This window comes from Rahnella sp. AA (assembly GCF_002834385.1).
Lineage (GTDB): Bacteria > Pseudomonadota > Gammaproteobacteria > Enterobacterales > Enterobacteriaceae > Rahnella.
The window spans coordinates 194316-220266 of sequence record NZ_PITQ01000002.1; the positions used below are offsets into that span (position 1 = coordinate 194316).

General features: G+C 52.8%; 24 protein-coding genes. 14 read left to right on the plus strand and 10 right to left on the minus strand.

What is annotated here, in order from left to right; genetic code table 11:
• Nucleotides 1-33 precede the first annotated feature (33 nt).
• Complete coding sequence (locus tag CWS43_RS05705) at nucleotides 34-1470, plus strand: DUF2867 domain-containing protein (RefSeq protein WP_101075956.1); 1437 nt, start codon at nucleotides 34-36, stop codon at nucleotides 1468-1470.
• A gap of 267 nt (nucleotides 1471-1737) precedes the next feature.
• The gene (locus tag CWS43_RS05710) at nucleotides 1738-2772 is read left to right on the plus strand and encodes an NAD(P)-dependent oxidoreductase (RefSeq protein ID WP_101075957.1); all 1035 of its coding nucleotides are present in this window, start codon (nucleotides 1738-1740) and stop codon (nucleotides 2770-2772) included.
• A gap of 20 nt (nucleotides 2773-2792) precedes the next feature.
• On the opposite strand, the gene CWS43_RS05715 is transcribed toward CWS43_RS05710, so the two are convergent.
• Together CWS43_RS05715 and CWS43_RS05720 are read right to left on the minus strand one after the other, a co-directional pair.
• Nucleotides 2793-3641, minus strand: coding sequence for an N-acetylmuramoyl-L-alanine amidase (locus tag CWS43_RS05715; protein ID WP_101075958.1), 849 nt, complete (start codon nucleotides 3639-3641; stop codon nucleotides 2793-2795).
• A complete protein-coding gene (locus CWS43_RS05720; RefSeq protein WP_013574757.1) occupies nucleotides 3638-3964 on the minus strand; it encodes a heavy metal-binding domain-containing protein in 327 nt (108 codons plus the stop codon). Before CWS43_RS05720 ends, CWS43_RS05715 begins: the two co-directional genes overlap by 4 nt.
• A 177-nt stretch (nucleotides 3965-4141) precedes the next feature.
• Between CWS43_RS05720 and CWS43_RS05725 the strand changes: the two genes are divergently transcribed.
• The 9 genes from CWS43_RS05725 to sanA all read left to right on the plus strand — a co-directional run bounded on the left by CWS43_RS05725 (nucleotide 4142) and on the right by sanA (nucleotide 12970).
• Nucleotides 4142-4723, plus strand: a complete 582-nt coding sequence (locus tag CWS43_RS05725) for a lipoprotein (RefSeq protein WP_101075959.1) — start codon at nucleotides 4142-4144, stop codon at nucleotides 4721-4723.
• Nucleotides 4724-4934: 211 nt separating this feature from the next.
• Entirely contained in the window at nucleotides 4935-5663 is a 729-nt protein-coding gene (gene artP / locus CWS43_RS05730; protein ID WP_101076457.1) for an arginine ABC transporter ATP-binding protein ArtP, read from the plus strand.
• A gap of 48 nt (nucleotides 5664-5711) precedes the next feature.
• Nucleotides 5712-6443 (plus strand): arginine ABC transporter substrate-binding protein, encoded by a 732-nt coding sequence (artJ, locus tag CWS43_RS05735; protein ID WP_101075960.1) that lies wholly within the window; start codon nucleotides 5712-5714, stop codon nucleotides 6441-6443.
• 12 nt (nucleotides 6444-6455) lie between these two features.
• On the plus strand, nucleotides 6456-7172 hold the full coding sequence (artQ, locus tag CWS43_RS05740; RefSeq protein ID WP_101075961.1) for an arginine ABC transporter permease ArtQ: 717 nt from the start codon (nucleotides 6456-6458) through the stop codon (nucleotides 7170-7172).
• Nucleotides 7172-7840, plus strand: a complete 669-nt coding sequence (gene artM, locus CWS43_RS05745) for an arginine ABC transporter permease ArtM (RefSeq protein WP_101075962.1) — start codon at nucleotides 7172-7174, stop codon at nucleotides 7838-7840. Before artQ ends, artM begins: the two co-directional genes overlap by 1 nt.
• 224 nt (nucleotides 7841-8064) lie before the next feature.
• Nucleotides 8065-8799 carry an arginine ABC transporter substrate-binding protein gene (locus CWS43_RS05750; protein WP_101075963.1) on the plus strand — a complete coding sequence of 245 codons (735 nt, stop codon included), beginning with the start codon at nucleotides 8065-8067 and terminating at the stop codon, nucleotides 8797-8799.
• Nucleotides 8800-9068: 269 nt separating this feature from the next.
• Nucleotides 9069-9953: a cytidine deaminase gene (gene cdd / locus CWS43_RS05755; RefSeq protein ID WP_101076458.1), complete on the plus strand. Its 885-nt coding sequence runs from the start codon at nucleotides 9069-9071 to the stop codon at nucleotides 9951-9953.
• A 159-nt stretch (nucleotides 9954-10112) separates the two neighbouring features.
• Entirely contained in the window at nucleotides 10113-11810 is a 1698-nt protein-coding gene (locus CWS43_RS05760) for an NAD-dependent malic enzyme (RefSeq protein ID WP_101075964.1), read from the plus strand.
• 230 nt (nucleotides 11811-12040) lie between these two features.
• Entirely contained in the window at nucleotides 12041-12970 is a 930-nt protein-coding gene (gene sanA / locus CWS43_RS05765) for an outer membrane permeability protein SanA (RefSeq protein WP_101075965.1), read from the plus strand.
• Nucleotides 12971-13035: 65 nt separating this feature from the next.
• Here sanA and mglC read toward each other — a convergent pair whose 3' ends face one another.
• The 7 genes from mglC to CWS43_RS05800 form a co-directional block, all read right to left on the minus strand.
• The gene (gene mglC / locus CWS43_RS05770) at nucleotides 13036-14046 is read right to left on the minus strand and encodes a galactose/methyl galactoside ABC transporter permease MglC (protein ID WP_101075966.1); all 1011 of its coding nucleotides are present in this window, start codon (nucleotides 14044-14046) and stop codon (nucleotides 13036-13038) included.
• A gap of 18 nt (nucleotides 14047-14064) precedes the next feature.
• Nucleotides 14065-15600 carry a galactose/methyl galactoside ABC transporter ATP-binding protein MglA gene (gene mglA / locus CWS43_RS05775; protein ID WP_101075967.1) on the minus strand — a complete coding sequence of 512 codons (1536 nt, stop codon included), beginning with the start codon at nucleotides 15598-15600 and terminating at the stop codon, nucleotides 14065-14067.
• A gap of 224 nt (nucleotides 15601-15824) precedes the next feature.
• Entirely contained in the window at nucleotides 15825-16823 is a 999-nt protein-coding gene (mglB, locus tag CWS43_RS05780; protein WP_101075968.1) for a galactose/glucose ABC transporter substrate-binding protein MglB, read from the minus strand.
• Nucleotides 16824-17072: 249 nt separating this feature from the next.
• Nucleotides 17073-18104, minus strand: a complete 1032-nt coding sequence (gene galS / locus CWS43_RS05785; RefSeq protein ID WP_101075969.1) for an HTH-type transcriptional regulator GalS — start codon at nucleotides 18102-18104, stop codon at nucleotides 17073-17075.
• 270 nt (nucleotides 18105-18374) lie between these two features.
• Nucleotides 18375-19529: a DUF418 domain-containing protein YeiB gene (gene yeiB, locus CWS43_RS05790; RefSeq protein WP_101075970.1), complete on the minus strand. Its 1155-nt coding sequence runs from the start codon at nucleotides 19527-19529 to the stop codon at nucleotides 18375-18377.
• A gap of 112 nt (nucleotides 19530-19641) precedes the next feature.
• A complete protein-coding gene (gene folE / locus CWS43_RS05795) occupies nucleotides 19642-20307 on the minus strand; it encodes a GTP cyclohydrolase I FolE (RefSeq protein ID WP_101075971.1) in 666 nt (221 codons plus the stop codon).
• Between the two features lie 142 nt (nucleotides 20308-20449).
• A complete protein-coding gene (locus tag CWS43_RS05800) occupies nucleotides 20450-21577 on the minus strand; it encodes a YbfB/YjiJ family MFS transporter (protein WP_101075972.1) in 1128 nt (375 codons plus the stop codon).
• A gap of 200 nt (nucleotides 21578-21777) precedes the next feature.
• Here CWS43_RS05800 and CWS43_RS05805 point away from each other — a divergent pair, with 200 nt between their 5' ends.
• Genes CWS43_RS05805 through fghA form a run of 3 tightly spaced genes read left to right on the plus strand, consistent with a single transcriptional unit; the run spans nucleotide 21778 to nucleotide 24730 of the window.
• Nucleotides 21778-22707, plus strand: coding sequence for a LysR family transcriptional regulator (locus CWS43_RS05805; RefSeq protein ID WP_101075973.1), 930 nt, complete (start codon nucleotides 21778-21780; stop codon nucleotides 22705-22707).
• A 28-nt stretch (nucleotides 22708-22735) separates the two neighbouring features.
• Entirely contained in the window at nucleotides 22736-23860 is a 1125-nt protein-coding gene (locus CWS43_RS05810; RefSeq protein WP_101075974.1) for an S-(hydroxymethyl)glutathione dehydrogenase/class III alcohol dehydrogenase, read from the plus strand.
• A gap of 12 nt (nucleotides 23861-23872) precedes the next feature.
• Complete coding sequence (gene fghA, locus CWS43_RS05815; protein WP_101075975.1) at nucleotides 23873-24730, plus strand: S-formylglutathione hydrolase; 858 nt, start codon at nucleotides 23873-23875, stop codon at nucleotides 24728-24730.
• Nucleotides 24731-25221: 491 nt separating this feature from the next.
• On the opposite strand, the gene CWS43_RS05820 is transcribed toward fghA, so the two are convergent.
• A complete protein-coding gene (locus CWS43_RS05820; RefSeq protein ID WP_101075976.1) occupies nucleotides 25222-25674 on the minus strand; it encodes a type II toxin-antitoxin system PemK/MazF family toxin in 453 nt (150 codons plus the stop codon).
• Between the last annotated feature and the right edge of the window lie 277 nt (nucleotides 25675-25951).

Consider the following 25951-nt stretch of genomic DNA (forward strand, 5'->3'; position numbering starts at 1 on the left):
TAAAATCCTCCCCACTATCAGAGCAAACGGACTATGCCTAGAATTGTCGTTCTCGGAGCCAGCGGATATATCGGACAACATCTGACTGCCCACCTGAGCCAGCACGGTTTTCAGGTTACCGCGGCTGCGCGTCGCATCGAATGGCTGCAACAACAGAAATGGCCTCACGTCCGTTGCTGTTTTGCGGATGTCTATCAGAGCAAAACGCTGGCAGCAGCCTTTGAAGACGCAGACGTGCTGGTATATCTGGTCCACGCGATGGCAGAAGACGATGACCTGCTGGAAAAAGAGCGACAGGCGGCGCAACACACCCTGCTGGCGCTGCGCGACTCCTCCATCAGACACATTGTTTATCTCGGATCCATGCAGCCGGAAGGCAACTATTCACCCCATCTGCAGGCGCGTAAGCTGACCGGCGATTTGCTGCGCATGAGCAATATTCCGGTGACAGAACTGCGCACCGGCATTGTAATTGGCGCAGGTTCGGCGGCTTTTGAAGTCATGCGCGACATGGTTTATAACCTGCCTGTTTTAACGCCACCACGCTGGGTTCGTTCGAAATCGTCGCCCATCGCTCTGGAGAATCTGCTGAATTATTTGCAGGGTCTGGTGACCTTGCCCGCCAGCGGGAATCGTATTTTTGACGCCGCCGGGCCGGAATACATCAGCTATCAGACGTTGTTCGAACGCTTTATTGCAATGAGCGGGAAACGCCGCTGGCTGATCCCCGTCCCGCTGCCGACCTCTTTTGTTTCAGTTTATTTTCTCAGCCTGATCACTTCGGTGCCCACATCGCTCGCCAAGGCGCTGATTCAGGGGCTGAATCACGATTTGCCCGCTGACAGTGCAGAACTTCAGGCGCTGATCCCGCAGGAGCTGATTTCGATCAATGAGGCGATTAGCTACACGCTGGAAAAGGAACAACAACAGGTGATGGATTCACCCGACTGGGGCTATGACCCGGACGCCCGTGCACGCTGGCGGCCAGGCTACGGCTATTACCCGAAACAGGCGGGCTTCACGCTGGAAACGTCGGCGTCAAAAGCGTCACTGTGGAAAGTCGTGCAGAAACTGGGCGGCGCAGAAGGCTATTTTTACGCCAACGGATTATGGAAGACGCGGGCACGCATCGACGATCTGCTCGGCGGTGGCGTGCAGTATGGCCGCCCTGACCGGGACACCCTGAAAATCGGCGATAAAATTGACGGATGGAAAGTGATCAACCTGAAACCGCAGCGCGAACTGGCGTTGCTATTCGGGATGAAAGCGCCGGGGCTCGGACGGCTGACGTTCACGATCACCGATCACGGCGAAAGCCGCAGTCTGGACGTTCGCGCGTGGTGGCATCCGGCCGGATTCAGCGGCCTGCTCTACTGGTTCAGTATGATGCCCGCTCATCAGTTTATTTTTCGAGGCATGGCGAAACGCATCGCCAGCCTGGCCCGTCAGAAAGACCGCTGCGGAAGCTGAAAGGGTTTATTTAAAGCACAATCGCACAGTTTCAGACATTGCTGCACCCCTTTCCCATTGCAACCCGCACAATTTCACGAAAGAATGGCGCGCTTATTGCTGAGAGGCGCCCCAGCCTTAGTAATTTCACTCATTGGGATGTACTCAAAATCATTCGGGTTGCAGCAAGGCAGCAAACGAATGAATCCCGATGAGCTGACTGGAGTCAGTGATTCGGGTGAATGAGAGCAGCGAACACCGCTGCAACGTGAAGGATGAAGAGTAGTTATGAGAGTTTTGGTTACCGGCGCCAGCAGCGGTTTAGGGCGCAATGCGGTCGAGTTTTTGCGAAATAAAGGGATTAAAGTCCGGGCGACGGGTCGCAATGCCGCTATGGGCTCACTTTTGCAAAAAATGGGCGCAGAATTTATTCATGCCGATCTCACCACGCTGGTATCGGCGCAGGCTAAAGCGTTGCTTGCCGATGTGGATACCGTCTGGCACTGTTCCGGGCTGATGTCGCCGTGGGGCAGCGAACAGGAGTTCGAACTGGCGAACGTCCGCGCGACGCGCCGTCTGGGGGAATGGTCTGCAGCTTACGGCGTTGAAAACTTCGTGCATATTTCATCACCCGCCATTTACTTCGACTTTCATCATCATCGTGATATTCAGGAAGACTTCCGCCCGCATCGTTTCGCCAATTCCTTCGCCCGCAGCAAAGCCGCCGGTGAACAGGTGATTCACACGCTGGCGATGTCCAATCCGCAAACGCATTTCACGATTTTACGTCCGCAGGGCATTTTCGGGCCACACGATAACGTGCTGCTTCCCCGCCTGATGCAAATGCTGAAATATGGCGGCACGCTGATGCTGCCGCGCGGTGGCGAAGCACTGGTCGACATGACGTACGTGGAGAACGCGGTTCACGCGATGTGGCTGGCGACGCAGTCGGAATCCACAGAATCCGGACGCGCGTTTAACATCACCAATCAGCAACCCCGGCCACTGCGCACGCTGGTGAAACAGCTGATGGAAAGCCTGGACATCAAATACCGCATCCGCTCCGTGCCTTATCCGCTGCTGGATATGATGGCGCGTGGTATGGAGCACATCAGCAAAAGCTCACACAAAGAGCCGGTACTGACGCATTACAGCGTTGCGAAACTGAATTTCGATCTCACGCTCGACACGCAGCGCGCGCAGAAAGAGCTGGGATATGTGCCGGTGATTTCGCTGGATCAGGGGATCATCCGCACCGCCGCCTGGCTGCGCGACCACGGCAAACTTCAGGGCCTGCACGGCATCGGCCCGAAACGCGACTGACCGCCGGGTCAGCCGCTTCCTCAGTTATTCGAATCCGGGAATTGCTGTAACAGTGCCAGAACAATGGCCTCTGACTGCGCATCAGCATTCCCGCGATAATCACTCTGCCTGAAATGCATCTGGAACGCCGAAATCACACGGCGTGCCTGCTCCGCCGTCATGTTTTCCGTCACGGTATAACCGTACTGTTTCAGCAATGTCAGCTGATGCGCCTGATCCACCGGTTGCTGCGGATCCCTGCCCGCCAGAAAATGGCTGACCCGCGCCGCGTCCGGCCAGGCACCAATCCCCCGCTCCGCCATCTGTTGCCACGGGAATAATGGCCCCGGATCGTCTTTACGCTGCGGCGCAATATCGCTGTGCGCCACCACGTTGCGCGGCTCAATCTGATAACGCGCAACAATGCCTTTGCTCAGGTCTGCCAGCAAATCGATTTGCGCGGGCGGGAAAGGATAGAATTTTTTGCCCAGCAGCGTCGTGCTGTAGCCTTTGTTTTCCAGCTCAATACCGATGGACGTATCGTTCAGATTGGTGCGTCCGCGCCAGCCGCTGGCTCCCGCATGCCATGCGCGCATGTTTTCCGGCACCAGCTGCCACGCGACCGGTTTCCCGTTTTCACGCGGCGGATGCGCCGGGATCAGGTAATGTGCGCTGACGTGTTCATCCGTAAGCGTATTTAATGCGTTGTGGAAATCTTCCGCCGTGTAATGGATGACCAGAAAACGCACCCGCTGATCCATTCCCTGTGCCTGCCGCGTTGTTTCCAGCCGGTAAGGTAAATTTTTCGCCTGTTCAGCGCCGTTCTGGCAGCCCGTCAGGGCCAGCAGACACGCGAGAATGATGCCGATGTTGATCTTTCGCCACATCATTTTCGGTGCACAATAACAGCGGTGCCGGAGACGCTGACCATCAGCATGCTGCTGTCTTTGCCTACCGTTTCATAATCGATATCAATGCCGACCACGGCGTTAGCACCGCGTTCTTTCGCCTGTTCTTCCAGCTCGCGAAAGGCAATTTCACGTGCTTTGCGCAGTTCTTTTTCATACGCGCCGGAACGGCCACCGACGATATCGCGCACGCCTGCGAAGAAATCACGAAAAATGTTCGCCCCCAAAATCGCTTCGCCCGTGACCACGCCGCAATATTCCGCGATGGTAAAACCTTCCAGGGTCGGAGTGGTTGAAATTTGCATGAGTATTCCTTATCAGTTGTCGTCCACATGTCGGAGAAAATCACCCGGATAGCATAAACGATGTGCTCCGCCAGCACGTATCATTTCTCTGCGCCATGCATTAAGCCAAATCGGTTTTATACTCTATGGTTAAAGAAGGTCATGGTGAAAATGTTCAATCTTTCAGTAAGGAATACGATGAAAAAGAAAACTCTTGTCGCCGCAATCCCCCTGATATTGGTGTTAAGTGCGTGCACGACGGTAGAACCTGCGTATAAGGATATCGGCAGCCGGACCGCGCCATGTGTTGACGGTGGCCCTGACAGCGTTGCCCAGCAATTCTATGATTTTCGTATCAAACAAGGCGGCAGCGGGATCCCTAACGCCAGCCAGCTCGCCGCTTACCGGCCTTATCTGAGCACCGCTCTTTACGCAGCGCTGCAGAAAGCACAGTCACAGCCGAAAGTGGATATCGCCGCCTCGCCAAATGAGAAAGCCGGCGCAGGCTCCGGCGATGGCGATATTTTCTCCAGCCAGTTTGACGGCCCGACATCCGCCTCCGTGGACAGTGCATCCACCATTCCTAACACTGACGCCCGCAACATCCCCCTGCGTGTCACCTTCACACACGAAAAAGATAAGGGCGCTTCAGCCACGTGGAAAGATGAAGTGCTGATGGTCCGCGAAGGGAAGTGCTGGACGGTTGATGATGTCCGATACATGGCAAATCTTGATTTTGCCTCCAGCGGCACATTACGCCAGGTTTTGGAAAACCAATAACCCGGTTCTTTCTCTAAAAAAACCGCCCGAAAAAGGTTGGTCGGTGATGAATACCGTCATTGACCAACACCTCCATTACAGATGATTAACAATATGTTGTGCTACACTTTAGCCTTACTGCGGCAACACATAATTTTTAAGCCGCGATCGTTGCATAACTATGCTGTGGAAGTTACCATCTGCGGCATCAATGGCTATTCACTATTTGCGCATGAGTATTCAACTTAATAGCATCAACTGCTTCTATGGCGTGCATCAGGCGCTTTTTGACATCCAGCTCGACTGCCCTGCCGGTGAAACCCTCGTTTTACTGGGCCCAAGTGGTGCAGGCAAAAGCTCTCTGTTACGTGTTCTGAACCTGCTGGAAATGCCCCGTTCAGGCACCCTGCAAATCGCCGGTAACACCTTCGATTTCACCCGCAAACCCGATGAAAAAGCAGTTCGCGAACTGCGTCAGAACGTCGGCATGGTTTTCCAGCAATACAATCTGTGGCCGCACCGCACCGTGCTCGACAACTTACTGGAAGCCCCGATGCGTGTTCTGGGTCTGACAAAAGAGGTCGCGCTGCAACGCGCACAGAAATTGCTGACCCGTCTGCGCCTGACCGATTACGCCGATCGTTTCCCGTTGCATCTCTCCGGTGGTCAGCAGCAGCGTGTGGCGATTGCCCGTGCACTGATGATGGAGCCTCAGGTTTTACTGTTTGACGAACCGACTGCCGCGCTTGACCCGGAAATTACCGCGCAGATCGTCAGCATTATCCGCGAACTGGCCGGCACCGGGATTACTCAGGTGATTGTGACCCACGAGGTGGAAGTGGCACGTAAAACCGCCAGCCGCGTGGTGTACATGGAAAACGGCCGCATTGTCGAACAAGGTGACGCGTCAATTTTCGCTCAGCCGAAAACCAAAGAATTTGCGAGCTACCTTTCCCATTAAAATTTTTTCCTATCAACATATTGATTGATGTTTTCTACGGAGTAAGCGATGAAAAAATTAGTAATTGCCGCAGTTCTGGCTACCGTCAGTTTGTCCGCCAGTGCTGCTGATACCATCCGTTTCGCAATGGAAGCGTCTTATCCTCCGTTTGAGTTTGTAGACTCCAGCAATCAGATTCAGGGCTTCGACGTCGATCTGGCTAATGCCATGTGTAAAGAGATGCAGGCTACCTGCACATTCACAAACCAGGCCTTCGACAGTCTGATCCCAAGCCTGAAATTCCGTCGCTTTGATGCGGTCATTTCCGGCATGGACATCACCCCTGAGCGTGAAAAACAAGTTTCTTTCACCAACGCTTACTATGATAACTCCGCTATTTTCATCGCTCACGCCGGGCAGTTTGCTGACGTTGCGGCGCTGAAAGGCAAACGCGTCGGTATGCAAAACGGCACCACGCACCAGAAATTCCTGATGGATAAACACCCGGAAATTACTGCCGTGCCTTACGACAGCTATCAGAACGCCGTGTTGGATCTGAAAAATGGTCGTCTGGACGCCGTGTTCGGTGATACCGCCGTAGTGAACGAATGGCTGAAGCAGAATAAAAACCTGGCCGCCGTGGGTGACAAAATCACCGATCCTACTTACTTTGGTACCGGTCTGGGTGTCGCTGTTCGTCAGAACAACACCGAACTGCTGACTAAACTCAATGATGCTCTGGCAAAAGTGAAAGCAGACGGCACTTACAAAACGCTGTATTCAAAATGGTTCCAGCAATAAGTTTGCCTATCAATGACTGAATTCCAACCTTTAGCAAGCGCCGCCGGGATGACCGTCGGCCTTGCCGTTTGTGCGCTGATCCTCGGCCTGGTGCTGGCGATGATCTTCGCCGTCTGGGAGTCCGCGCCGTGGAAGCCGCTTAGCTGGCTGGGCACCGCGTGGGTTACTGTGCTGCGCGGTCTGCCAGAAATCCTGGTGGTGCTGTTCATCTACTTCGGTTCCTCACAGGTACTGATGGTGCTGGCGGACGGCTTTAGCCTCAATCTCGGGCTATTCTCAGTGCCTATAAAGCTGCCCATCGAAAACTTCGAAGTCAGCCCGTTTGTCTGTGGCGTCATTGCCCTTTCGCTGCTGTATTCCGCTTATGCTTCGCAGACATTACGCGGCGCGCTGAAAGCCGTTCCGCAAGGTCAGTGGGAATCCGGTCAGGTGCTGGGCATGAAGAAATCGGCGATTTTCTTTCGCCTGATCATGCCGCAAATGTGGCGTCACGCACTGCCGGGCCTGAGCAATCAGTGGCTGGTGCTGCTAAAAGATACCGCGCTGGTGTCGCTTATCAGCGTGAATGATTTGATGCTGCAAACCAAAAGTATCGCCACGCGGACGCAGGAACCTTTTACCTGGTACGTGATTGCGGCCTGCATTTATCTGATTGTCACCCTGTTCAGCCAGTTCGTGATTAAACGCATCGAACTGCGTACCACCCGCTTTGAACGGAGTGCTTCCTGATGTGGGAATATTTACCTGAAGTCCTGAAAGGATTGCACACCAGCCTGACACTGACCGTGGCGGCGCTGATTGTTGCGCTGCTGCTGGCGATGATTTTCACCGTGATCCTGACGCTGAAAGTGCCCGTTGCCAGCCACATAGTGAAAGGCTATATCACGCTGTTTACCGGTACGCCGCTGCTGGTGCAAATCTTCCTGATTTATTACGGCCCGGGCCAGTTTCCGTCAATTCGTGAAATCCCCTGGTTGTGGGAAGTGCTGTCGCAGCCGTGGCTGTGTGCGATGTTTGCGCTGGCGCTGAACAGTGCCGCTTACACCACGCAACTGTTTACCGGTGCGGTGCGCGCAATTCCTTCCGGCCAGTGGCAATCCTGCGAAGCGCTGGGCATGTCGAAACCGCAGACCCTGCGAATTCTGCTGCCGTATGCGTTTAAGCGCGCACTGTCGTCCTACTCCAACGAAGTGGTGCTGGTCTTTAAAAGTACCTCTCTGGCGTACACCATTACGCTGATGGACGTTATGGGGCACAGCCAGCTGATGTATGGCCGCACCTATGACGTGATGGTATTTGGCGCTGCCGGTCTGGTTTATCTGTGTGTGAACGGGTTACTGACCCTGATGATGCGCCTGATAGAACGCCGTGCGCTGGCGTTTGAACGCCGTAATTAATGGACACCGGACAGCTGAAGGGACGAGAAATCGTCCCTTTTTTTATGCCCCCGAAATAGTACACACATCTAAATTTAATTTTTTAATCGAATTAATTGCATATAAATTCATTTAATGGCAATTTAATCGCAGGTTTCACTTCCTGCCAGTTGCCCGATTACATTAATAAAATCAGTAAACTGAACCATGAAGGGAATGTCATTTTTTGAACAGGAATGTATTGCATGAAAAAGCTGATCCTCGCTGCCGTTTTATCTGCCACCGCTTTCGCCGCTACCGCTGCTGAGACCATTCGTTTCGGGACTTCCGCGACCTATCCGCCGTTCGAATCGATGGACGCCAACAACCAGATCGTCGGGTTTGACATGGATCTGGCGAACGCTGTTTGTAAACAGATGCAGGAGACCTGCACGTTCACCAACCAGCCGTTTGACGGGCTGATCCCGGCGCTGAAATTCCGTCGTTTTGACGTCATCATTTCCGGCATGGACATCACCGAAGAGCGCAGCAAGCAGGTCACTTTTACCCAGCCTTACTACGCCAATACCGCCATGATTATCGGGCCGAAGGGTAAATTCTCTTCTATTGCGGATCTGAAAGGTAAACGTGTCGGCCTGGAAAACGGCACCACGCACCAGAAATACCTGATGGAAAAACACCCTGAGATCACCACCGTCGGTTATGACAGCTATCAGAATGCGATTCTGGATCTGAAAAGCGGTCGCCTGGACGGCCTGCTCGGCGATACCGCCGTGCTGAATGGCTGGCTGAAATCCAACCCTAACCTGGGCGAAGTGGGCGGACTGATTAAAGATCCGCAATACTTCGGTACCGGTGTCGGGATGGCCGTGCGTCCTGAGAATAAAGAATTGCTGGCGAAGTTGAATGCGGCGCTGGAAGGCATTAAAGCCAACGGCGAATTCAAAAAGATCAACGACAAGTGGTTCCCCGCTCACTGATTCCCCTTCATCATTCAGGCCAACTCTGCGTTGGCCGCCCTCGCGCCCCCCGGTCACATACTTATGTATGCTCCCGCGGGGCAGTTGCCGCCTTGATTTAGCCCGAATGATTTTGGGAACGCTGTGAAAGGCATTTTTTTTTGCGTAACATCTCTCAAAACTGCAACTCCAGCTAATCTGTTTCATCAAAAAAGTGACCTCTGTCACACTTACTTCACGTAATGACTTTTACACTGTTTAACCGTAATCACAGTCGAGATCGAATGTTTATGCACGCACGTTTTCATACCGCCTTTGCGGCACTCCCTGAAAATTTATCCTCAGCGCTGAAGCCGTTTCTGCGACATGATGACTTCCCGGCAATGTTCACGGCCGCCGAGGTTGCGCAGGTAAAACAGGCTACCGGTCTGGACGACGATGCGCTGGCATTTGCCCTGCTCCCTCTGGCAGCAGCCTGTTCCGTGACGCCGATTTCGCATTTCAACGTGGGTGCGATTGCCCGCGGAACCTCAGGTAATCTGTATTTCGGTGCCAACATGGAATTTGCCGGTGCGCCGATGCAGCAAACCGTTCACGCCGAACAATCTGCGGTCACACACGCCTGGCTGCGTGGCGAAACCCGTCTGGCATCAATCACGGTTAATTACACGCCTTGCGGCCATTGCCGCCAGTTTATGAATGAACTGACCAGCGGTACGGCGCTGGATATTCACCTGCCGGATCGCGACGTCGCCACGCTCGGCGATTATCTGCCGCATTCCTTCGGGCCGAAGGATCTGGATATCACCACGCTGCTGATGGATAAAGTCGATCACGGCTACGCGCTGGAAGCCACTGACGCACTGGCAACGCTTGCGCTGGATGCCTGCAACCAAAGCCATGCGCCTTACAGCAAATCACACAGCGGCGTGGCGCTGGAAACGCACACCGGCAAACAGTTCGCCGGGCGCTATGCTGAAAATGCGGCCTTCAACCCGAGCCTTCCGCCTTTGCAGGCTGCCTTAATTCTGCTGAATATGTCTGGCGAGGATTGCCTGAAGGTTCGTCGTGCCGTGCTGGTCGAGCAAAACGGTGCGCTGATCACCCAAAATGATGCCACGCGAGCCACGCTTAACGCGCTGGGTTGCGAAGAGATGACCACGCTGACCTGCTGAAAATGTGAGCCGGATAACACTAAAGACTCCCTTTCCGGAGTCTTTAGTTACATAACATTCCCATTACATTTGTCATTTGAATTCTTCATTTCCTCTCTGTTACCCTCACCGCTCCGAAATATAAAAAAACGATATTCTGACCCCCGGAAGAGTAAAACGATGGAACTTGAATACGAAAGCAAACGCCCCCTGTATATCCCTCACGCTGGCCCGATCCTGCTGGAGTTTCCGTTACTGAATAAAGGCAGCGCTTTTACGGAAGAAGAACGCAGCAATTTTAACCTCCACGGCCTGCTGCCTGAAGCCGTTGAAACGATCGAAGAACAGGCCGATCGCGCCTATCGCCAGTTCCAGAATTTCAAAACTGACATCGATAAACATATCTATCTGCGTAACATTCAGGACACCAACGAGACGCTGTTTTACCGCCTCCTGGACAACCATCTCAGCGAAATGATGCCGGTGATTTATACCCCGACCGTAGGCGAAGCCTGCGAGCATTTCTCTGATATCTACCGCCGCGCCCGTGGTCTTTTTATCTCCTACCCTAACCGCGCGCACATCGACGACATGCTGCAAAACGCTACCAAGCAACACGTCAAAGTGGTGGTGGTCACTGACGGCGAGCGAATTCTGGGCCTGGGCGACCAGGGCATCGGCGGCATGGGCATTCCTATCGGCAAATTGTCTTTGTATACCGCGTGCGGCGGTATCAGCCCGGCGTATACCCTGCCGGTTGTGCTGGATGCCGGCACCAACAACCCGCAACTGCTTAATGATCCGCTGTACATGGGCTGGCGTCACCCGCGTATCACCGGCGAAGAGTACGAAGCCTTTGTCGACCAGTTCATTCAGGCGGTAAAAATACGCTGGCCTAACGTGCTGTTGCAGTTCGAAGATTTCGCTCAGAAGAACGCTATGCCAATCCTCGAACGCTACCGCGACGAGTTGTGCTGCTTTAACGATGATATTCAGGGCACTGCGTCCGTGGCGCTGGGCAGCCTGATTGCCGCCAGCAAAGCCGCCGGTGGCAAACTGAGTGACCAGACGGTCGCCTTCCTCGGCGCCGGTTCTGCCGGTTGTGGTATCGCAGAACAAATCGTCGCACAGATGAAGTCCGAAGGTCTTAGCGAAGAAGAAGCGCGCGCGAAAGTCTTCATGGTTGACCGCTTTGGCCTGCTGACCGACAAACTGCCAAACCTGCTCGATTTCCAGAGCCGCCTGGTGCAAAAAAGCAGCCAGCTTACTGGCTGGGGCATGAGCAGCGACAGTATCTCCCTGCTTGATGTGGTGCGTAACGCCAAACCTACGGTACTGATCGGTGTCTCCGGCCAGCCGGGTCTGTTCACGGAAGAAATCATCCGTGAAATGCATAAACACTGCGCCCGCCCGGTGGTCATGCCACTGAGTAACCCGACATCGCGCGTGGAAGCGACACCGGCAGATATCCTGAACTGGACAGATGGCGCTGCGCTGGTCGCCACCGGCAGCCCGTTTGCACCGGTAAGCCATAAAGGCACGCTGTACCCTATCGCGCAGTGCAACAACTCCTTTATCTTCCCAGGTATCGGGCTGGGCGTCATTGCCTCAGGTGCAACCCGCGTCACGGACGGCATGCTGATGGCCGCCAGCCGGACACTGGCAGAATGTTCACCGCTGGCCACCGAAGGCAAGGGTTCACTGCTGCCGGATGTGAATGATATTCAGGGCGTTTCTAAATGCATCGCGATGGAAGTGGGTAAAGCCGCACAGTTGCAGGGCGTGGCGATGGTGACTTCAGAAGATTCGCTGTCCAAAGCGATTGAGCACAACTTCTGGGCACCGCAATACCGCTCCTATAAACGCACGTCATTCTGATCCCTTCTTTAATTCAAGGAAGCCAGACTGACGCGGATCCGGACCAGTGCCTGTGCACTGGTCTTTTTTTCACTTTAATTGCAGCCTTTCACACAAATCAGACAGTAATTCACTGAAAAGTGCTGAAAAAACCCGCGATGCCTGCGGATACGGAGTTCAACGTATTGCGTCCCCTAAACAGGTAAAGTAGCCTTGGATCCGATTTCCATCTGGTCATAACAGGGATACCTATGATTAAGCGACTTATAGCTGGCGTTTTTGGCATCATTATTCTGATGCTGGCTGTCGCTATTGGGCTTGATCAGTGGATCAGTCTGCGGACTCAGCCGTACATTTATGACGAAGTGCAAACCCTGCCTCACCGGCAAGTTGGCGTAGTGCTTGGCACTGCGAAATATTACCGGACAGGCGTAATCAACCAGTATTATCTGTACCGGATCCAGGGCGCGATTAACGCGTACAACAGCGGCAAAGTGAAATATCTGCTGCTGAGCGGGGATAATGCGCAGCAAAGTTACAACGAACCAAGCACCATGCGTCGGGATTTGATCGCCGCCGGTATTCCCGCCAGCGATATCGTGCTCGATTACGCTGGTTTCCGGACACTGGATTCCATCGTGCGTACCCGCAAAGTCTTTGATACCAATGATTTCATCATCATCACCCAGCGTTTCCACTGCGAACGCGCACTGTTTATCGCGCTGCACATGGGCATTCAGGCGCAGTGTTTCGCGGTGCCCTCCCCCAAGGATATGCTCAGCGTGCGCAGCCGTGAGATCTTCGCCCGCCTCGGCGCACTGACGGATTTGTATCTGCTCAAACGCGAGCCGCGCTTCCTTGGCCCGCTGATCCCGATTCCGGCCATCCATAATATTCCTGACGATGCCCAGGGTTACCCGGCCGTGACGCCAGAACAACTGCTTGCATTACAGCAGCAGCTCGAAGCCGAGAAAAAAGCCGCTATCGCCAAAGCCGCCGCCGATAAAGCAGCCGCAGAAAAAGCCGCAGCGGATAAGGCTGCCGCCGACGAAGCCGCACGAATCAAAGCCGTGCAGGAGGCTAATGAAGCGGCGCAGGCTGAAACTGAAGATGCAGAACCGGCACCCAAGCCTGCGCCCGAACCGGTAAAACCGGTGGGAAGAAATCCGTTCCAGCAGTAATTTTTATCTGAACAACAAATGCAAAAAGGGCGCCGGAGCGCCCTTTTCGTTTACTGCTGCCAGCTTTACTTCTTCTTAGCGTATTTCAAAGAGTCCAGCGCCACCGCGAAGATGATGATGCTGCCTTTGATGATGTACTGCCAGTAAGGGTTCACGCCGATGTAGGTCAGGCCGTAGTTGATAACGGTGAAGATCAGTACACCGGTCACCACACCGGCCACAGAACCTACGCCACCAGCGAATGACACGCCGCCGACCACACAGGCCGCGATGGCATCAAGTTCGTACATAAATCCGAGGTTGTTCGTCGCACTGCCGATACGCCCTGCTTCCAGCAAACCACCGAACGCGTAGAACACACCGGACAACGCATAGATCATGATCAGGTTTAACGGAACGTTTACGCCAGAAACTTTCGCAGCTTCCGGGTTACCACCGATAGCAAAGATGTTTTTGCCGAAGCGGGTTTTGTTCCACAGTACCCAGACAAAGGCGATAGCAATCAGCGCATAGAATGTGATGTAAGAAAGCTTCAGGCCGCCCAGATGAATAAAGCCCTGTGCGAATTGTGAGAAGCCAGGGTCAAAACCCGCTACCGGTGATGAGCCGACGTAGTCGTAATACAGGGAGTTAATCCCGTAGACGATAATCATCGTACCCAGCGTGGTGATAAACGGCGTTACGTTCAGGTAAGCAATGATAATACCGTTGAGCAAACCAATTAACGCACCAACAATACACACGGTCAGAATAACCAGTGGAATTGGCACCACTTCCAGATGCGGGAAGACTTTGTTGACGTTATCCATCGCCTGCAGCATGGTGGCCGCAACAACTGCCGCTAAGCCCACCTGACGCCCGGCTGACAGGTCTGTCCCCTGCGTGACGATAAGCCCCGCCACGCCCAGTGCGATAATAACGCGCACGGAAGACTGGGTCAGAATATTACTTAAGTTGACCAGACTGAGGAAGCTGGGATCCTGGATGATAATAATCGCCAGTAAGACCAGCAATACCACATAAATCCCGCCCTCTTTTAAATAAGTGAGCACACTTTTCTTATTTAATGCTTTCATAATAAGAACCCTTAAAAATTAGAGATGCAAGGAAGCCAGGCGTAATATTTCATTCTGCGAAGTCGTTTTTGTATCAACGATGCCCGCAACCTGTCCATTACTCATAACCAAAATTCTGTCAGTAATACCCAGCAACTCAGGCATTTCAGAGGAGATAATAATGATCCCCTTCTCTTTTTTAGCCAACTCGGTGATTAACTGGTAAATTTCAAACTTAGCGCCAACGTCAATCCCGCGAGTTGGCTCATCCAGCATTAATATTTCAGGGTTGGTTAATAACCAGCGCCCGATAATAACTTTTTGCTGATTCCCGCCAGACAATGAACCAATACTGGTTTTATGCCCCGGCGTCTTCACGCGCATAGAATCGATAACCCATTGGGTATCGCTTTTCATGCGCGAGGTATCCAGTAAACCGGCTTTATTTTTATATTGACGAATATTGGAAATCAGCGAGTTAAAGCCGATATCCAGATATGCATAAATACCGGTAGAGCGGCGCTCTTCCGTCACCAGCGCAAAACCATGGTTAATGGCTTCATTCGCACTGTGATTATTAATTTTTTTGCCGTGGAGCTTAATGGTTCCGGCGACTTTCTCACGGATACCAAACAGCGTTTCGACAATGTCGGTACGCTTCGCACCGACCAGACCGGCGATCCCGAGAATTTCACCTTTATGCAAATCAAAGGAGATATCGCGAATGGAAGGCTGGCGCAGCGACGTCAGATTACGCACTTCGAGAATGACTTCACCCGGTTTATTCAGGCGGTCAGGGAAACGCTGGCTCAGCGAACGGCCCACCATCATGGAGATGATTCTGTCCATGTCGAGGCCTTCCAGCGACTGAGTGGCAATCCACTGGCCGTCGCGCAGAATGGTGATTTCATCGCACAGCTGGAAAATTTCTTCCATCTTATGAGAGATATACACAATCCCGCAGCCGCGATCTTTCAGCTTACGGATAATAGTGAACAAATGGTTCACTTCTTTTTCCGTCAGGGAAGAGGTCGGTTCGTCCATGATGACGATTTTTGCGTTATAGGAAAACGCCTTGGCGATTTCGATCATCTGCATCTGCGAAACGGACAGCTTACCCACCTTGTCGCGCGGGTCGATATCAATGTCCAGTTCGTCAAAAATCGCTTTGGTGTCTTTGTACATCTTGTCCTGATCGACAAAAATGCCTTTGGTCGGATAACGACCCAGCCACATGTTGTCCATGACAGTACGTTGTAACACCAGGTTTAATTCCTGATGTACCATCGACACGCCTTGCTCAAGCGCTTCTTTTGAGCTTTTAAAATTAACTTCTTGTCCCTGAAAAAGAATAGTTCCGGAGTCTTTACTGTAAATTCCGAAAAGACATTTTAATAATGTGGATTTACCCGCGCCATTTTCACCCATTAATGCATGGATGGAATGCGGGCGCACTTTTAAATTCACATTATCTAACGCCTTAACGCCTGGGAATGATTTATTAATACCGCTCATTTCCAGCAGGAATTCACCTGGCTTTTCTGTTTTTGTGTCAGAGAGCGAAATATCGGCCATAGTTGTACCTGGCTAAAGATAAAAATAAACGGGTTATTAATACCTGATGTCAGTAATGCAACCGGTAAGCAAACCCACCGGTTGCATCACGACATGACGTCCTGTCAGACAAGTATTAACGTCTAATCACACTTAATCTTTATTTACGGCTTAACCGCAATTATTTTTGCCACTGCTTAGCTTTGTTTTTATTGCTGTCTGTATTGACTGCTGTCCGCGTATTCTTATTTCACAAACTCAGACAAGTTGTCTTTGTCTACTGCAACGTAAGGTATACGAACGACTTTGTTTTCAATTTTCCAGTTAGTACCATCGGCGGCTGGTTTACCCGCTGCCAGATTTTTTGCCAGATCAAACGTAGCTTTCGCCTGGTTGTTTGCATCGTTGAGCACGGTACCGGCCATTGCACCTGATTTCACCAGAGCCAGCGCTTCTGCCAGGGCATCCACACCAAATACCGGAATGCTGGATTTGTTATGAGATTTCAGAGCTTCTACAGCACCCATTGCCATTGCATCGTTGTTGGCGATAACCACTTCGATTTTGTTAGCGTTAGGGCCGGACAGCCATGCGTCCATTTTGTCTTTTGCCTGAGCGGTATCCCACATTGCCGTGTCGAGTTGCAGCTGATCAGTTTTCAGGCCTTCTTTACCATTCAAAGTACTGATGACGTATTTGGTACGCGCTTCAGCATCCGGATGGCCTGGTTCACCTTTAATCAGTACATATTGGATCACGCCGTCTTTGTTCAGATCCCAGGCCGGGTTTGCTTTCCAGTGTTTAGCAATCAGCTCACCCTGGATAACGCCAGACTCTTTAGAGTCAGTCCCGACATAATACGCTTTGTCGTAGCTGTCTAAAGCTTTACGGGAAGGTTCTTTATTATAGAAAACAACAGGAATGCCAGCACCGCGGGCCTTCTCAATAATGACCGGAGCAGCAGCCGGGTCAACCAGGTTGATGGCCAGTGCTTTAACGCCTTTCGCCAGCATAACGTCAACCTGGTCGTTCTGGGTGGACTGGCTGTTTTGCGAGTCATTCATCAGCAGTTGCACATCTGGAGAAGCTTTAGCATCTTTCTCAATGGCTTTGCGGACTTCAGACATGAAGTTGTCATCATATTTGTAGATGGTGACGCCGATTTTAGTATCAGCAGCATGTGCGGCAAAACCAAACATCATGCTGGCAGCCAGAGTAGCCAGTGTGAAAACCTTTTTATTCATTTGTATCTCCGGTTTATATGAGGGGTACAGGGTGGAACCGGCAATCCATGCGGGAGCAGTACAGCTCCACGTCATTATCGCGGGTGCCTGCCATCCTTGACCTACAACATCCTGACTCGCTGTGAAACCAGTCCGGTAACGCCGGACACAAAGTGAATCATATTGAAAACGAATGCATCATAAAGGCGGCGATGTTAATAAACTGTGAAAGTTCTCACAGATTGAAAACGGTTACATCGCGTTATTTAATCAATAAGTGACGGGTGCCACATTTTGCCACGGTGCCACAGAATGGCGTCTGACCAGCGTCGGCATAAAACAATGCGAAACACCCGTAGCTAACTGTTCTGCCGCACCTTTTAAGGCCAGTTCGGTGGCAAGTGTCGCCATTGAGACAATCGGGTAACGCACCGTCGTCATTTTCGGGCTGGTGTACCGGGCAATCGGAATATCGTCGAAACCCACCAGTGAGAAATCGTCAGGAATGTTAATTCCGTTTTCTTTCAACACTGCCATCGCCCCCGCCGCCATCGAATCGTTATACGTGAAGACCGCGCTCAGATGCAGATTGCGCCCGAGCAGTTCGACCATCGCGGCTTCCCCGCCCTGCAAATCTGGCGAGCTCTGCGCACGCCAGGCCGCCGGTGGCGCAATGGCTGAATGATGTGCCTGCGTCATGGCCTGTAAATACCCCTGATAGCGCTGCAAATCATCTTCAATGCCGTGGCTTGAGCCAATGTAGCCGATGCGCTGATGCCCCTGTGACAGCAACAAACGCGTCGCCATTTCTGCCCCGCTGACGTTATTGAGCCAGACGCAGCGATGCTCGTAGCCCGGGATCACACGGTTAATCAGCACCATGCCAGAAACCTGGTCCATAAAGCGCGAAAGCTCGTCATCACCGAGCGCTTTGGAATGCACGATCAGTGCGTTACATCGCTGGCGGATCAAAACTTCAATGGCGTGCCTTTCTTTTTCGGCAATGTGATAGCTGTTACCTATCAGGACATATTTCTGATGCTGCTGAGCGACGGTATCCACCGCTTTCACCAGCGCACCAAAAAAAGGATCTGAAACATCCATCACCACCACGCCGATGGTATCGCTGCTTTGCGTTGCCAGCGCCTGGGCATTGGCATTAGGCCGGTATCCCAGGGTTGCAACGGCCTGTAAAACCTGCTCGCGTGCTTCTTTACTGGCGATAGACGGATTGTTCAGAACACGTGAAACGGTGGCGACAGAAACCCCCGCCAGCCGGGCGACATCACGAATTGTGACCATGCGTCGCTCCGTGATCAGCCAGAGAGTGGTACGGGGGAATACGGAAGTTTTTGACCCAGGAGGTAAAAAAAGCAGACAAAGAGAAGCGAGGTGAGGTGCTCATGGCGTTTCCTTTTTTAGTGTAGTGGTCGTCAGAGTGGCACGACCGCTATCCTAAACATTTTGCGAAACCGCCTGCGTGAATCACGTCACAGGAAAGAAAACGTTTACATACAATTCTGCAACGTCCGTCCCAAATCTATAATTTAGGGTGATGTATTAACGCGCAGACTATGCCGTTTTCACCTCAACACCCGAGGCTTTAACCGTCAGTTTGCGCCATAACCATTCCAGCGGCCCCTGACGGAAATACCGCAGCCACAGCAGCGTCATCAGCAGATTACACGCCCAGACCAGCGGCACCAGCGCCAGTAATTGCAGCCGGTCGAAATGCAGGAAGAAGCCGAAAATATTGAAGAACGTCGTGCAAACGAGCGTCTGCAACAGGTAGTTAGTCAGCGCCATTCGCCCGATTTGAGAAATCCACAGGGTCAGACGCCAGCGGGAAATCACCGACCAGAAGCCGTAACACAGCGCCAGATAGCTGACTGCCTGCATCAGCGAGCCGATTTCACGCGGCACCTGCAACAAAAAGCCGCTCCAGCGGTAGTCCCAGCCACTCTTCCATTGCAGGTAAATAGCCGGGATTTGTATCAGCAATGAAAGCGGTAACAGTGCCGCCGCCACGTTGCGGTAATGCCGCTCGCTGAATTCCCCTTTTAGCCAGCCGCTGCGCATCATCCCCGAGCCGATTAACATTGCGCCCGCCAGCTCCCAGCCGTATTGCGCACCAATGGCCAGCAAACTCGAAGATAAGAGATCCAGACGGTTCTGAATGGCCTCCCAGCCACCTTTCAGCTTCCAGTATTGCTCATACTGAATCTCAGCCGGGCCGGGAAGCCAGAAACTCCCGGGCTTCGGCGATGAGATAACCCCCAGTATTGCCAGAACGGCCACACCGATGAGATACAAAATTATTCCCGTCAGAACCAGTGACTGACTGCTGCGCCCTTCCCTCACCATACGCCAGCACGCCAGGCCGATAAGCCCGTAGGACAACAAAATATCGCCATCCCACAGTAAAGAGGCATGCAGCAATCCACACAGTACCAAAATGGAAAGACGCGACTGGATCCAGTGTTTGCCGCGCGGCAGCAGCAAATACAAACCGCCGCCAAACAGCATGGCAAACATCATCAGGAATTTTCCCTGCGCCACGGCGTCAAGCACCGCCCAGATCCAGGCATCAGAGGCAGAAGGAAGACCGGCATAGGCCGGGTTGAGATAAGCCGCTTTCGGCAGGCCGAAGGCGCTGATATTGAGCAGAAGAATGCCAAAAATAGCGAGACCACGGGCAAAGTCGAGCGTGGCAATACGTGAGCGCATACCAAACATTCCTGTTAACGGTAGGGATAGAAAGTCGCGGGCTCCAGACAGACTAACGGCACCCGTAAGGTGCCGCAATATCAAACTGCCTGACCGCTTAAAACGCCCGCGTTTAGCTGGCGTGTCTCACCGTTCTTAAGAATTCTTGCCGCGTATTCTGGCTCGACTTGAACAGGCCGCCCAGAGAAGTGGTGGTCGTTGCGCTGGTCGCGTCACGTACGCCGCGCGCTTTCACGCAGTAATGCACGGCATCAATTGAGACAGCCACGTTAGTCGTGCCGAGCAAGGTCTGCAATGCAACCAGAATCTGCTGGGTCAGGCGTTCCTGAACCTGCGGACGCTGCGAGAAAAACTGCACAATGCGGTTTATTTTCGACAAACCGATCACGGTTTCTTTCGGGATATACGCCACGGTGGCTTTGCCATCAATCGTCACAAAATGATGCTCGCAGGTGCTGGTCAGCGTGATGTCGCGCACGGTCACCATTTCATCCACTTTCATCTTATTTTCAATGACGGTGATTTTCGGGAAGTTGGCGTAATCCAGCCCGGAGAAGATTTCATCTACATACATCTTGGCGATGCGATGCGGCGTTTCCGCCAGGCTGTCGTCGGAGAGATCCAGATTGAGAAGCTGCATAATCCCGGTCATATGTTCCTGGATCTGCTTTTTGCGCGTTTCATTGTCGATCGGCAAAGCTTCACGCAGAGGGGTTTCCAGACCACGGGCTAACAAGGCCTCATGAACCAAAATGGCTTCTTTACTCAGGGTTGGCATTCTTTCTTCTCCGGCAGATGTAATCACTTTGACGCAGATCACGCCAAAGTGAGGTGGCTTACTGTAGTAGAGAGCCGGTTCAGAATCCAGTGATTGCTTTCCTGAAGGATGAAAAAGCCATGATGGATGCAATAGCTGCAAGTTATCGATTGTCCCTGATAACCAGCGCACCCGCGATGAGAAAACCGGCCAGCGCAACATACAACGCCGGTTCAAGATGATGCGTCAGCGCGGTGGATATCGCCGATAGCACCGGCCCGAACAACTGCCCGACGGCGTACCCGGTGGTCAGTAACCCCGCCATATAGCGGCTGTGATTAGGCGCCAGCTCACGGCTGTATTGCAATGCCAGCTGAACCACGCTGAGGAACCCTCCCCCGGTCAGCAGCGCGCCCAACACCAGGCCGGTGACACCCGGCACCACTTCCGCACACAAAATCCCGATCCCCTGCGCCCACATTGTCAGCGCCATACGGGTGTGCGTCGTCAGATAGTGGCGGGTCAGAATGCCGATGACGATGCCGATAACCGCCGCGCCACCAAACACCGGCCAGACAAACTGCGCAAACAGGCTGTCAGGAAAACGTGCCGTCGCCATCTGCGATAAAAACGTGGCAGGCAGGATGTAGCCGAAACCTGCCAGACTGTAACTCCACACCAGACGTTTCAAAGCCGGTGTCATCACCAGCGGCTCAGCCGCCACATGCGAGCGGTGCAAATCGCCTTTGCGCGGTAAATTCGGCGTGATAATCGCCACAAAAATCAGCGCCAGCACGCCGTACACCGACCAGGCCTGCGCGGACGTCAGTTGCAGACTGTGGATCCCCACGGCCAGCATGCCGCTGAGGAAAATCCCGACGCCCGGCCCGGCAAACACCGCCGCGCTCAGCGCCGGACGACCATAATGCGCCAGCCGCTCATTACACCATGCCGACACCATCACCATCGCCCAGCCGCTGGTCCAGCCGATCAGAAAGCGCACAATGCTGTGCAACACTTCGCCGGAAATCACCGCCGACAGCAACGTCAGCACCACACCGCCCCACACGCCCAGCCACAGGCGACGTTCGAGATGTTTGCTGGCGCGCATGCCATCAAATGCGCCACACAAATAACCCAGATAGTTGAATGCCGCGACCAGCCCGGCGCCGGTCAGCGTGAACTGATGTTCAGCTATCATTAAAGGAACCTGGGGCGTAAAGGCAAAACGTCCGATACCCATCGCGACGACAAAAGCCAGAAAACCACTTAGCGCAATACGAAAAGCCATAACTGCTCCGTCAAAATAAACCGCGATGCAACATACCAGAAACACTGAGTAAACATACTCAAAGCCTGACACTGAAAACAGCGGATTTATTAAAAGAAAGTAAATTGGAAGTTGTCAGTCAGGATGCCTTATGAGTACAATCACGAAAAGTGAATAATACAGACCAAGTTGTTTACGATAAAAGAACACAGGAACCCATCATGGATCTCACCCAGTTACGAATGTTTTGCTGCGTCGCGGAAACCGGTTCGCTGGCGCGCGCGGCCGAGCAGTTGCACCGCGTTCCGTCGAACCTGACGACCCGTCTGCGCCAGCTCGAGCTCGAACTGGGCACAGATTTATTCATCCGTGAGAAGCAGCGCATCCGCCTCTCTGCGATGGGGCACAATTTTCTCAATTACGCCGAAAGAATTCTGGCGCTGAGTGATGAAGCCATGAGCATTACCCATGCCGGCGAACCGGCCGGGAATTTTGCGCTCGGTTCAATGGAAAGTACGGCGGCCACCCGCCTGCCTTCGCTGCTGGCGGCCTATCACCAGAAGTTTCCGCAAGTGGCGCTTTCACTTGTCACCGCGACATCCGGAGAAACCATCGACAGCGTTCGTGCCGGGCGTCTTGCTGCCGCGCTGGTGGATGGCCCGATAGATTTTGACGATATCAACGGCTGTATTTCTTTTCGCGAACGCATGGTCGTGATCACCCCGCCTGAGGAATCACCGCTTGAAGCGCCCGCCGGTCGCAGTGGCCATACGGTATTTGCGTTCCGCCCGAGCTGTTCTTACCGCCAGCGCTTGCAGCGGTGGATCAAAGAGTTAAATGTCCCGGTGGCGAACACGATGGAGATTCAGTCCTACCATTCCATGATGGCCTGTGTCGCCAGCGGCGCAGGCATTGCCATGATCCCACGCTCTGTGCTGGAACAATTGCCCGGACATGAGCGGGTAGACATTCACGAAATTCCCGATGAATTCGCCGATACCGCCACCTGGCTTATCTGGCGGCGGGACGCATTCAGCCCGAATGTACGGGCGCTGAAAGAACTGATTATCGAACAGAATGGCGGTGCGATCCCGCTGCTGAAACACCCTCTTGCCGGCGAACATGACCCGGCGATGCATCCAACCTATTAAGTTAAAAACACCTGACTGGAGCTATATAATGGAAATGATCAAAACACGTGCCGCCGTCGCCTGGGGCCCGAACCAACCCCTGTCCATTGAAGAAGTGGATCTGATGCCACCACAAAAAGGCGAAGTGCTGGTGCGTATCGTCGCGACCGGCGTTTGCCATACTGATGCCTACACCCTGTCAGGCAAAGATCCGGAAGGCGTTTTCCCGGCGATCCTCGGCCATGAAGGCGGCGGCGTTGTGGAAGCCGTCGGCGAAGGCGTCACCAGCGTTGCCGTTGGCGACCACGTGATCCCGTTGTACACCCCGGAATGTGGTGAATGTAAGTTCTGTAAATCGGGCAAAACCAACTTGTGTCAGGCAATCCGCACCACACAGGGTAAAGGCCTGATGCCGGACGGCACCACGCGTTTCTTTAAAGACGGCAAGCCGATTTTCCATTACATGGGCACGTCGACTTTCTCCGAATACACCGTGGTTCCTGAAATTTCACTGGCGAAAATCAACAAAGAAGCGCCGCTGGAAGAAGTGTGTCTGCTCGGTTGCGGCGTGACTACCGGTATGGGTGCTGTCATTAACACTGCAAAAGTGAAAAAAGGCGACACCGTGGCGATTTTCGGTCTCGGCGGCATCGGTCTTTCTGCCATTATCGGCGCAGTGATGGCAGGCGCAGGCCGCATCATCGGTATCGATCTGAACACCAGCAAGTTCGATCTGGCGCGTAAGCTTGGCGCAACGGACCTCATCAATCCAAAAGATTACGACAAACCGATCCAGGACGTAATCGTCGAAATGACCGACGGCGGCGTAGACTTCTCCTTCGAATGTATCGGCAACGTGAACGTCATGCGTTCCGCGCTGGAATGCTGTCACAAAGGCTGGGGCGAATCGGTCATTATCGGCGTTGCCGGTGCCGGTGAAGAAATCTCTACCCGTCCGTTCCAGCTGGTGACTGGCCGCGTATGGCGCGGTTCTGCATTCGGTGGCGTAAAAGGCCGCAGCCAGTTGCCGGGGATTGTGCAACGTTATCTGGACGGCGAATTCGCCCTGAACGATTTCATCACCCACACCATGCCGCTGGAAGAAATCAACGAAGCGTTCGATTTAATGCATGAAGGCAAATCTATCCGTACGGTGATTCATTTTAACAAGTAAGGAATGTTTCCGATGAGCAGCTCGATTGAACTACTCGAAGAACACCGGATGTTTGGCGGCTGGCAGCAGCGCTACCGCCACACATCGGCGAGCCTGAATTGCGGCATGACGTTCAGCATCTATCTGCCACCGGCGAAAGATGACACACCGCCGCCGGTGCTGTACTGGCTGTCGGGCCTGACCTGCAATGATGATAACTTCACGCTCAAAGCCGGGGCGCAGCGCGTCGCGGCAGAGCTTGGCGTGGTTCTGGTGATGCCGGATACCAGCCCGCGCGGTGAGGATGTCGCCAATGACGACGGTTACGATCTCGGTCAGGGTGCAGGTTTTTACCTGAACGCCACGCAGGTGCCGTGGGCCAAGCATTACCGGATGTACGATTATCTGCTTGATGAACTGCCTGCGTTAATCAGCGGACATTTCAACGTCGGTGAGCGCCAGTCGATTTTCGGTCATTCCATGGGCGGTCACGGTGCGCTGATGCTGGCATTACGCAATCCGCAGCGTTTCCACTCGGTATCCGCGTTCGCTCCGATTGTGAACCCGGCGCAGGTTCCGTGGGGACGTAAAGCGTTCAGCGCCTATCTGGGCAATGATGAAAACCAGTGGTTGCAGTACGACAGTTGCCACCTGCTGAGCTCACTGCCTGCGGATCAGACGCCATTCCCGATTTTAGTCGATCAGGGTGATGGCGATCAGTTCCTCGCAGATCAGCTGCAACCGGCAAAACTGGCGGAAATCGCCCGCCAGCGCGGCTGGCCGTTACAGCTTCGCGTGCAGCCAGGGTACGATCACAGCTACTTTACGATTGCCTCGTTTGTGGAAGATCACCTGCGGTTTCATGCGGGGTACTTGCACCCGAAGGCATGAGTGCAGGAATGCCGTATTGAAGTCTGATCGAGGATATTTCGGTTTCTTAATAGCTGTTATCACTCAGACTTTCACGCAGAAACCGACCAGAGGAGGGAAGTGCTTTCCCTCCTCTGGACTCCTCTTCGCTTTTTTACTGCGCGCTATCGCTGGGTCGACGGACATGTTCTGTTGCTACAGCGTATGGCGCGAAAGCTTGCCGCTGCGCGGTACCTTCTCTCGGTGCTGGAGCCTCAGGTCTCCAGCCCGCTTCGTTCAGCAAACTTTCTGATTGCGCCTTAGGGGCATTCTTAAATAAGCGTTTTCGTTTTATATCGCTTACAGATTAATAGATAAAATATATATTCTGGGATATTAAAAATGGCAGAAGCCTGATTATTACTAATCAGGCTTCGCGGTCCCACGAAGGGAAAGGGTGAATCTTAAAGGCCTCAATGGGCAACGCGAGGATATTATCAAAAATAATGCGTTAATCAAGCCAAGAATGATTATTAAACTAAAAAGTTTGTCGCATTGATAGAACGAATAATTGCAATCTGGATTAATGTAACTATTTGATTAGGAATTCGCTGAGTTAATCTTCCTCGTTCAACTAACATAGGTCTGTTCAGCCGGTTATTACTGACCGTCTGCACCAGGTCGCATTTCGCCCAGCATGTTTTTGGGTGAAAGTGTTTGAGATCGGCAATCACGCCTGAGTCCAGCTGAATATGTATTCCCTTACTGATTTTCAATTCATTCTTCGTTGTGGATAATGGAACAACGATTGAGGAATTATCGTTAAGCTTGCCATTAAGAACGATCACCAACCTATGCTTAATCATTTCCGGTGGCATATGTGCATCCACTCTATCAGGAATAATACCTCCCTGAAGATCTCTTGGATAATGCCCGTAATTACAGTCAAGAACCTGCCCGACTTTGGGTTTAAAATTAATCGACATCACAGTTCCTTTGTTTACATTCACAAACAAAGAACATACTGCACACCAAAACGCATTCCAATTACGCGTTCTTTTTATTACGAGACGTATTCCAGTAAAAATATAAAAATTACATCGAATTTGCATTCAATAAAAAAACAATAGAGATAATGAAAATTCCGAAACAAAATATCTTTAAAAACCCAATGTGGCGCAATCAGAAAATTTGCTGAACGGAGCGGCTTCGAGACCTGGGGCTCGAAGACCGAGAGAAGGCACCGCGCAGCGGCAAGCTTTT

What these genes read in the sequence shown, in the direction of transcription:
- CWS43_RS05800 (WP_101075972.1), bottom strand. Translation starts at nt 21,577, where the DNA reads ATGGCTTTTCGTATTGCGCTAAGTGGTTTTCTGGCTTTTGTCGTCGCG.
- cdd (WP_101076458.1), top strand. Translation starts at nt 9,069, where the DNA reads ATGCACGCACGTTTTCATACCGCCTTTGCGGCACTCCCTGAAAATTTA.
- artJ (WP_101075960.1), top strand. Translation starts at nt 5,712, where the DNA reads ATGAAAAAATTAGTAATTGCCGCAGTTCTGGCTACCGTCAGTTTGTCC.
- mglA (WP_101075967.1), bottom strand. Translation starts at nt 15,600, where the DNA reads ATGGCCGATATTTCGCTCTCTGACACAAAAACAGAAAAGCCAGGTGAA.
- yeiB (WP_101075970.1), bottom strand. Translation starts at nt 19,529, where the DNA reads ATGCGCTCACGTATTGCCACGCTCGACTTTGCCCGTGGTCTCGCTATT.
- fghA (WP_101075975.1), top strand. Translation starts at nt 23,873, where the DNA reads ATGAGCAGCTCGATTGAACTACTCGAAGAACACCGGATGTTTGGCGGC.
- sanA (WP_101075965.1), top strand. Translation starts at nt 12,041, where the DNA reads ATGATTAAGCGACTTATAGCTGGCGTTTTTGGCATCATTATTCTGATG.
- CWS43_RS05720 (WP_013574757.1), bottom strand. Translation starts at nt 3,964, where the DNA reads ATGCAAATTTCAACCACTCCGACCCTGGAAGGTTTTACCATCGCGGAA.
- mglB (WP_101075968.1), bottom strand. Translation starts at nt 16,823, where the DNA reads ATGAATAAAAAGGTTTTCACACTGGCTACTCTGGCTGCCAGCATGATG.
- artP (WP_101076457.1), top strand. Translation starts at nt 4,935, where the DNA reads ATGAGTATTCAACTTAATAGCATCAACTGCTTCTATGGCGTGCATCAG.
- artQ (WP_101075961.1), top strand. Translation starts at nt 6,456, where the DNA reads ATGACTGAATTCCAACCTTTAGCAAGCGCCGCCGGGATGACCGTCGGC.
- CWS43_RS05710 (WP_101075957.1), top strand. Translation starts at nt 1,738, where the DNA reads ATGAGAGTTTTGGTTACCGGCGCCAGCAGCGGTTTAGGGCGCAATGCG.
- CWS43_RS05760 (WP_101075964.1), top strand. Translation starts at nt 10,113, where the DNA reads ATGGAACTTGAATACGAAAGCAAACGCCCCCTGTATATCCCTCACGCT.
- CWS43_RS05715 (WP_101075958.1), bottom strand. Translation starts at nt 3,641, where the DNA reads ATGATGTGGCGAAAGATCAACATCGGCATCATTCTCGCGTGTCTGCTG.
- mglC (WP_101075966.1), bottom strand. Translation starts at nt 14,046, where the DNA reads ATGAAAGCATTAAATAAGAAAAGTGTGCTCACTTATTTAAAAGAGGGC.
- folE (WP_101075971.1), bottom strand. Translation starts at nt 20,307, where the DNA reads ATGCCAACCCTGAGTAAAGAAGCCATTTTGGTTCATGAGGCCTTGTTA.
- artM (WP_101075962.1), top strand. Translation starts at nt 7,172, where the DNA reads ATGTGGGAATATTTACCTGAAGTCCTGAAAGGATTGCACACCAGCCTG.
- CWS43_RS05725 (WP_101075959.1), top strand. Translation starts at nt 4,142, where the DNA reads ATGAAAAAGAAAACTCTTGTCGCCGCAATCCCCCTGATATTGGTGTTA.
- CWS43_RS05820 (WP_101075976.1), bottom strand. Translation starts at nt 25,674, where the DNA reads ATGTCGATTAATTTTAAACCCAAAGTCGGGCAGGTTCTTGACTGTAAT.
- CWS43_RS05705 (WP_101075956.1), top strand. Translation starts at nt 34, where the DNA reads ATGCCTAGAATTGTCGTTCTCGGAGCCAGCGGATATATCGGACAACAT.
- CWS43_RS05750 (WP_101075963.1), top strand. Translation starts at nt 8,065, where the DNA reads ATGAAAAAGCTGATCCTCGCTGCCGTTTTATCTGCCACCGCTTTCGCC.
- CWS43_RS05810 (WP_101075974.1), top strand. Translation starts at nt 22,736, where the DNA reads ATGGAAATGATCAAAACACGTGCCGCCGTCGCCTGGGGCCCGAACCAA.
- galS (WP_101075969.1), bottom strand. Translation starts at nt 18,104, where the DNA reads ATGGTCACAATTCGTGATGTCGCCCGGCTGGCGGGGGTTTCTGTCGCC.
- CWS43_RS05805 (WP_101075973.1), top strand. Translation starts at nt 21,778, where the DNA reads ATGGATCTCACCCAGTTACGAATGTTTTGCTGCGTCGCGGAAACCGGT.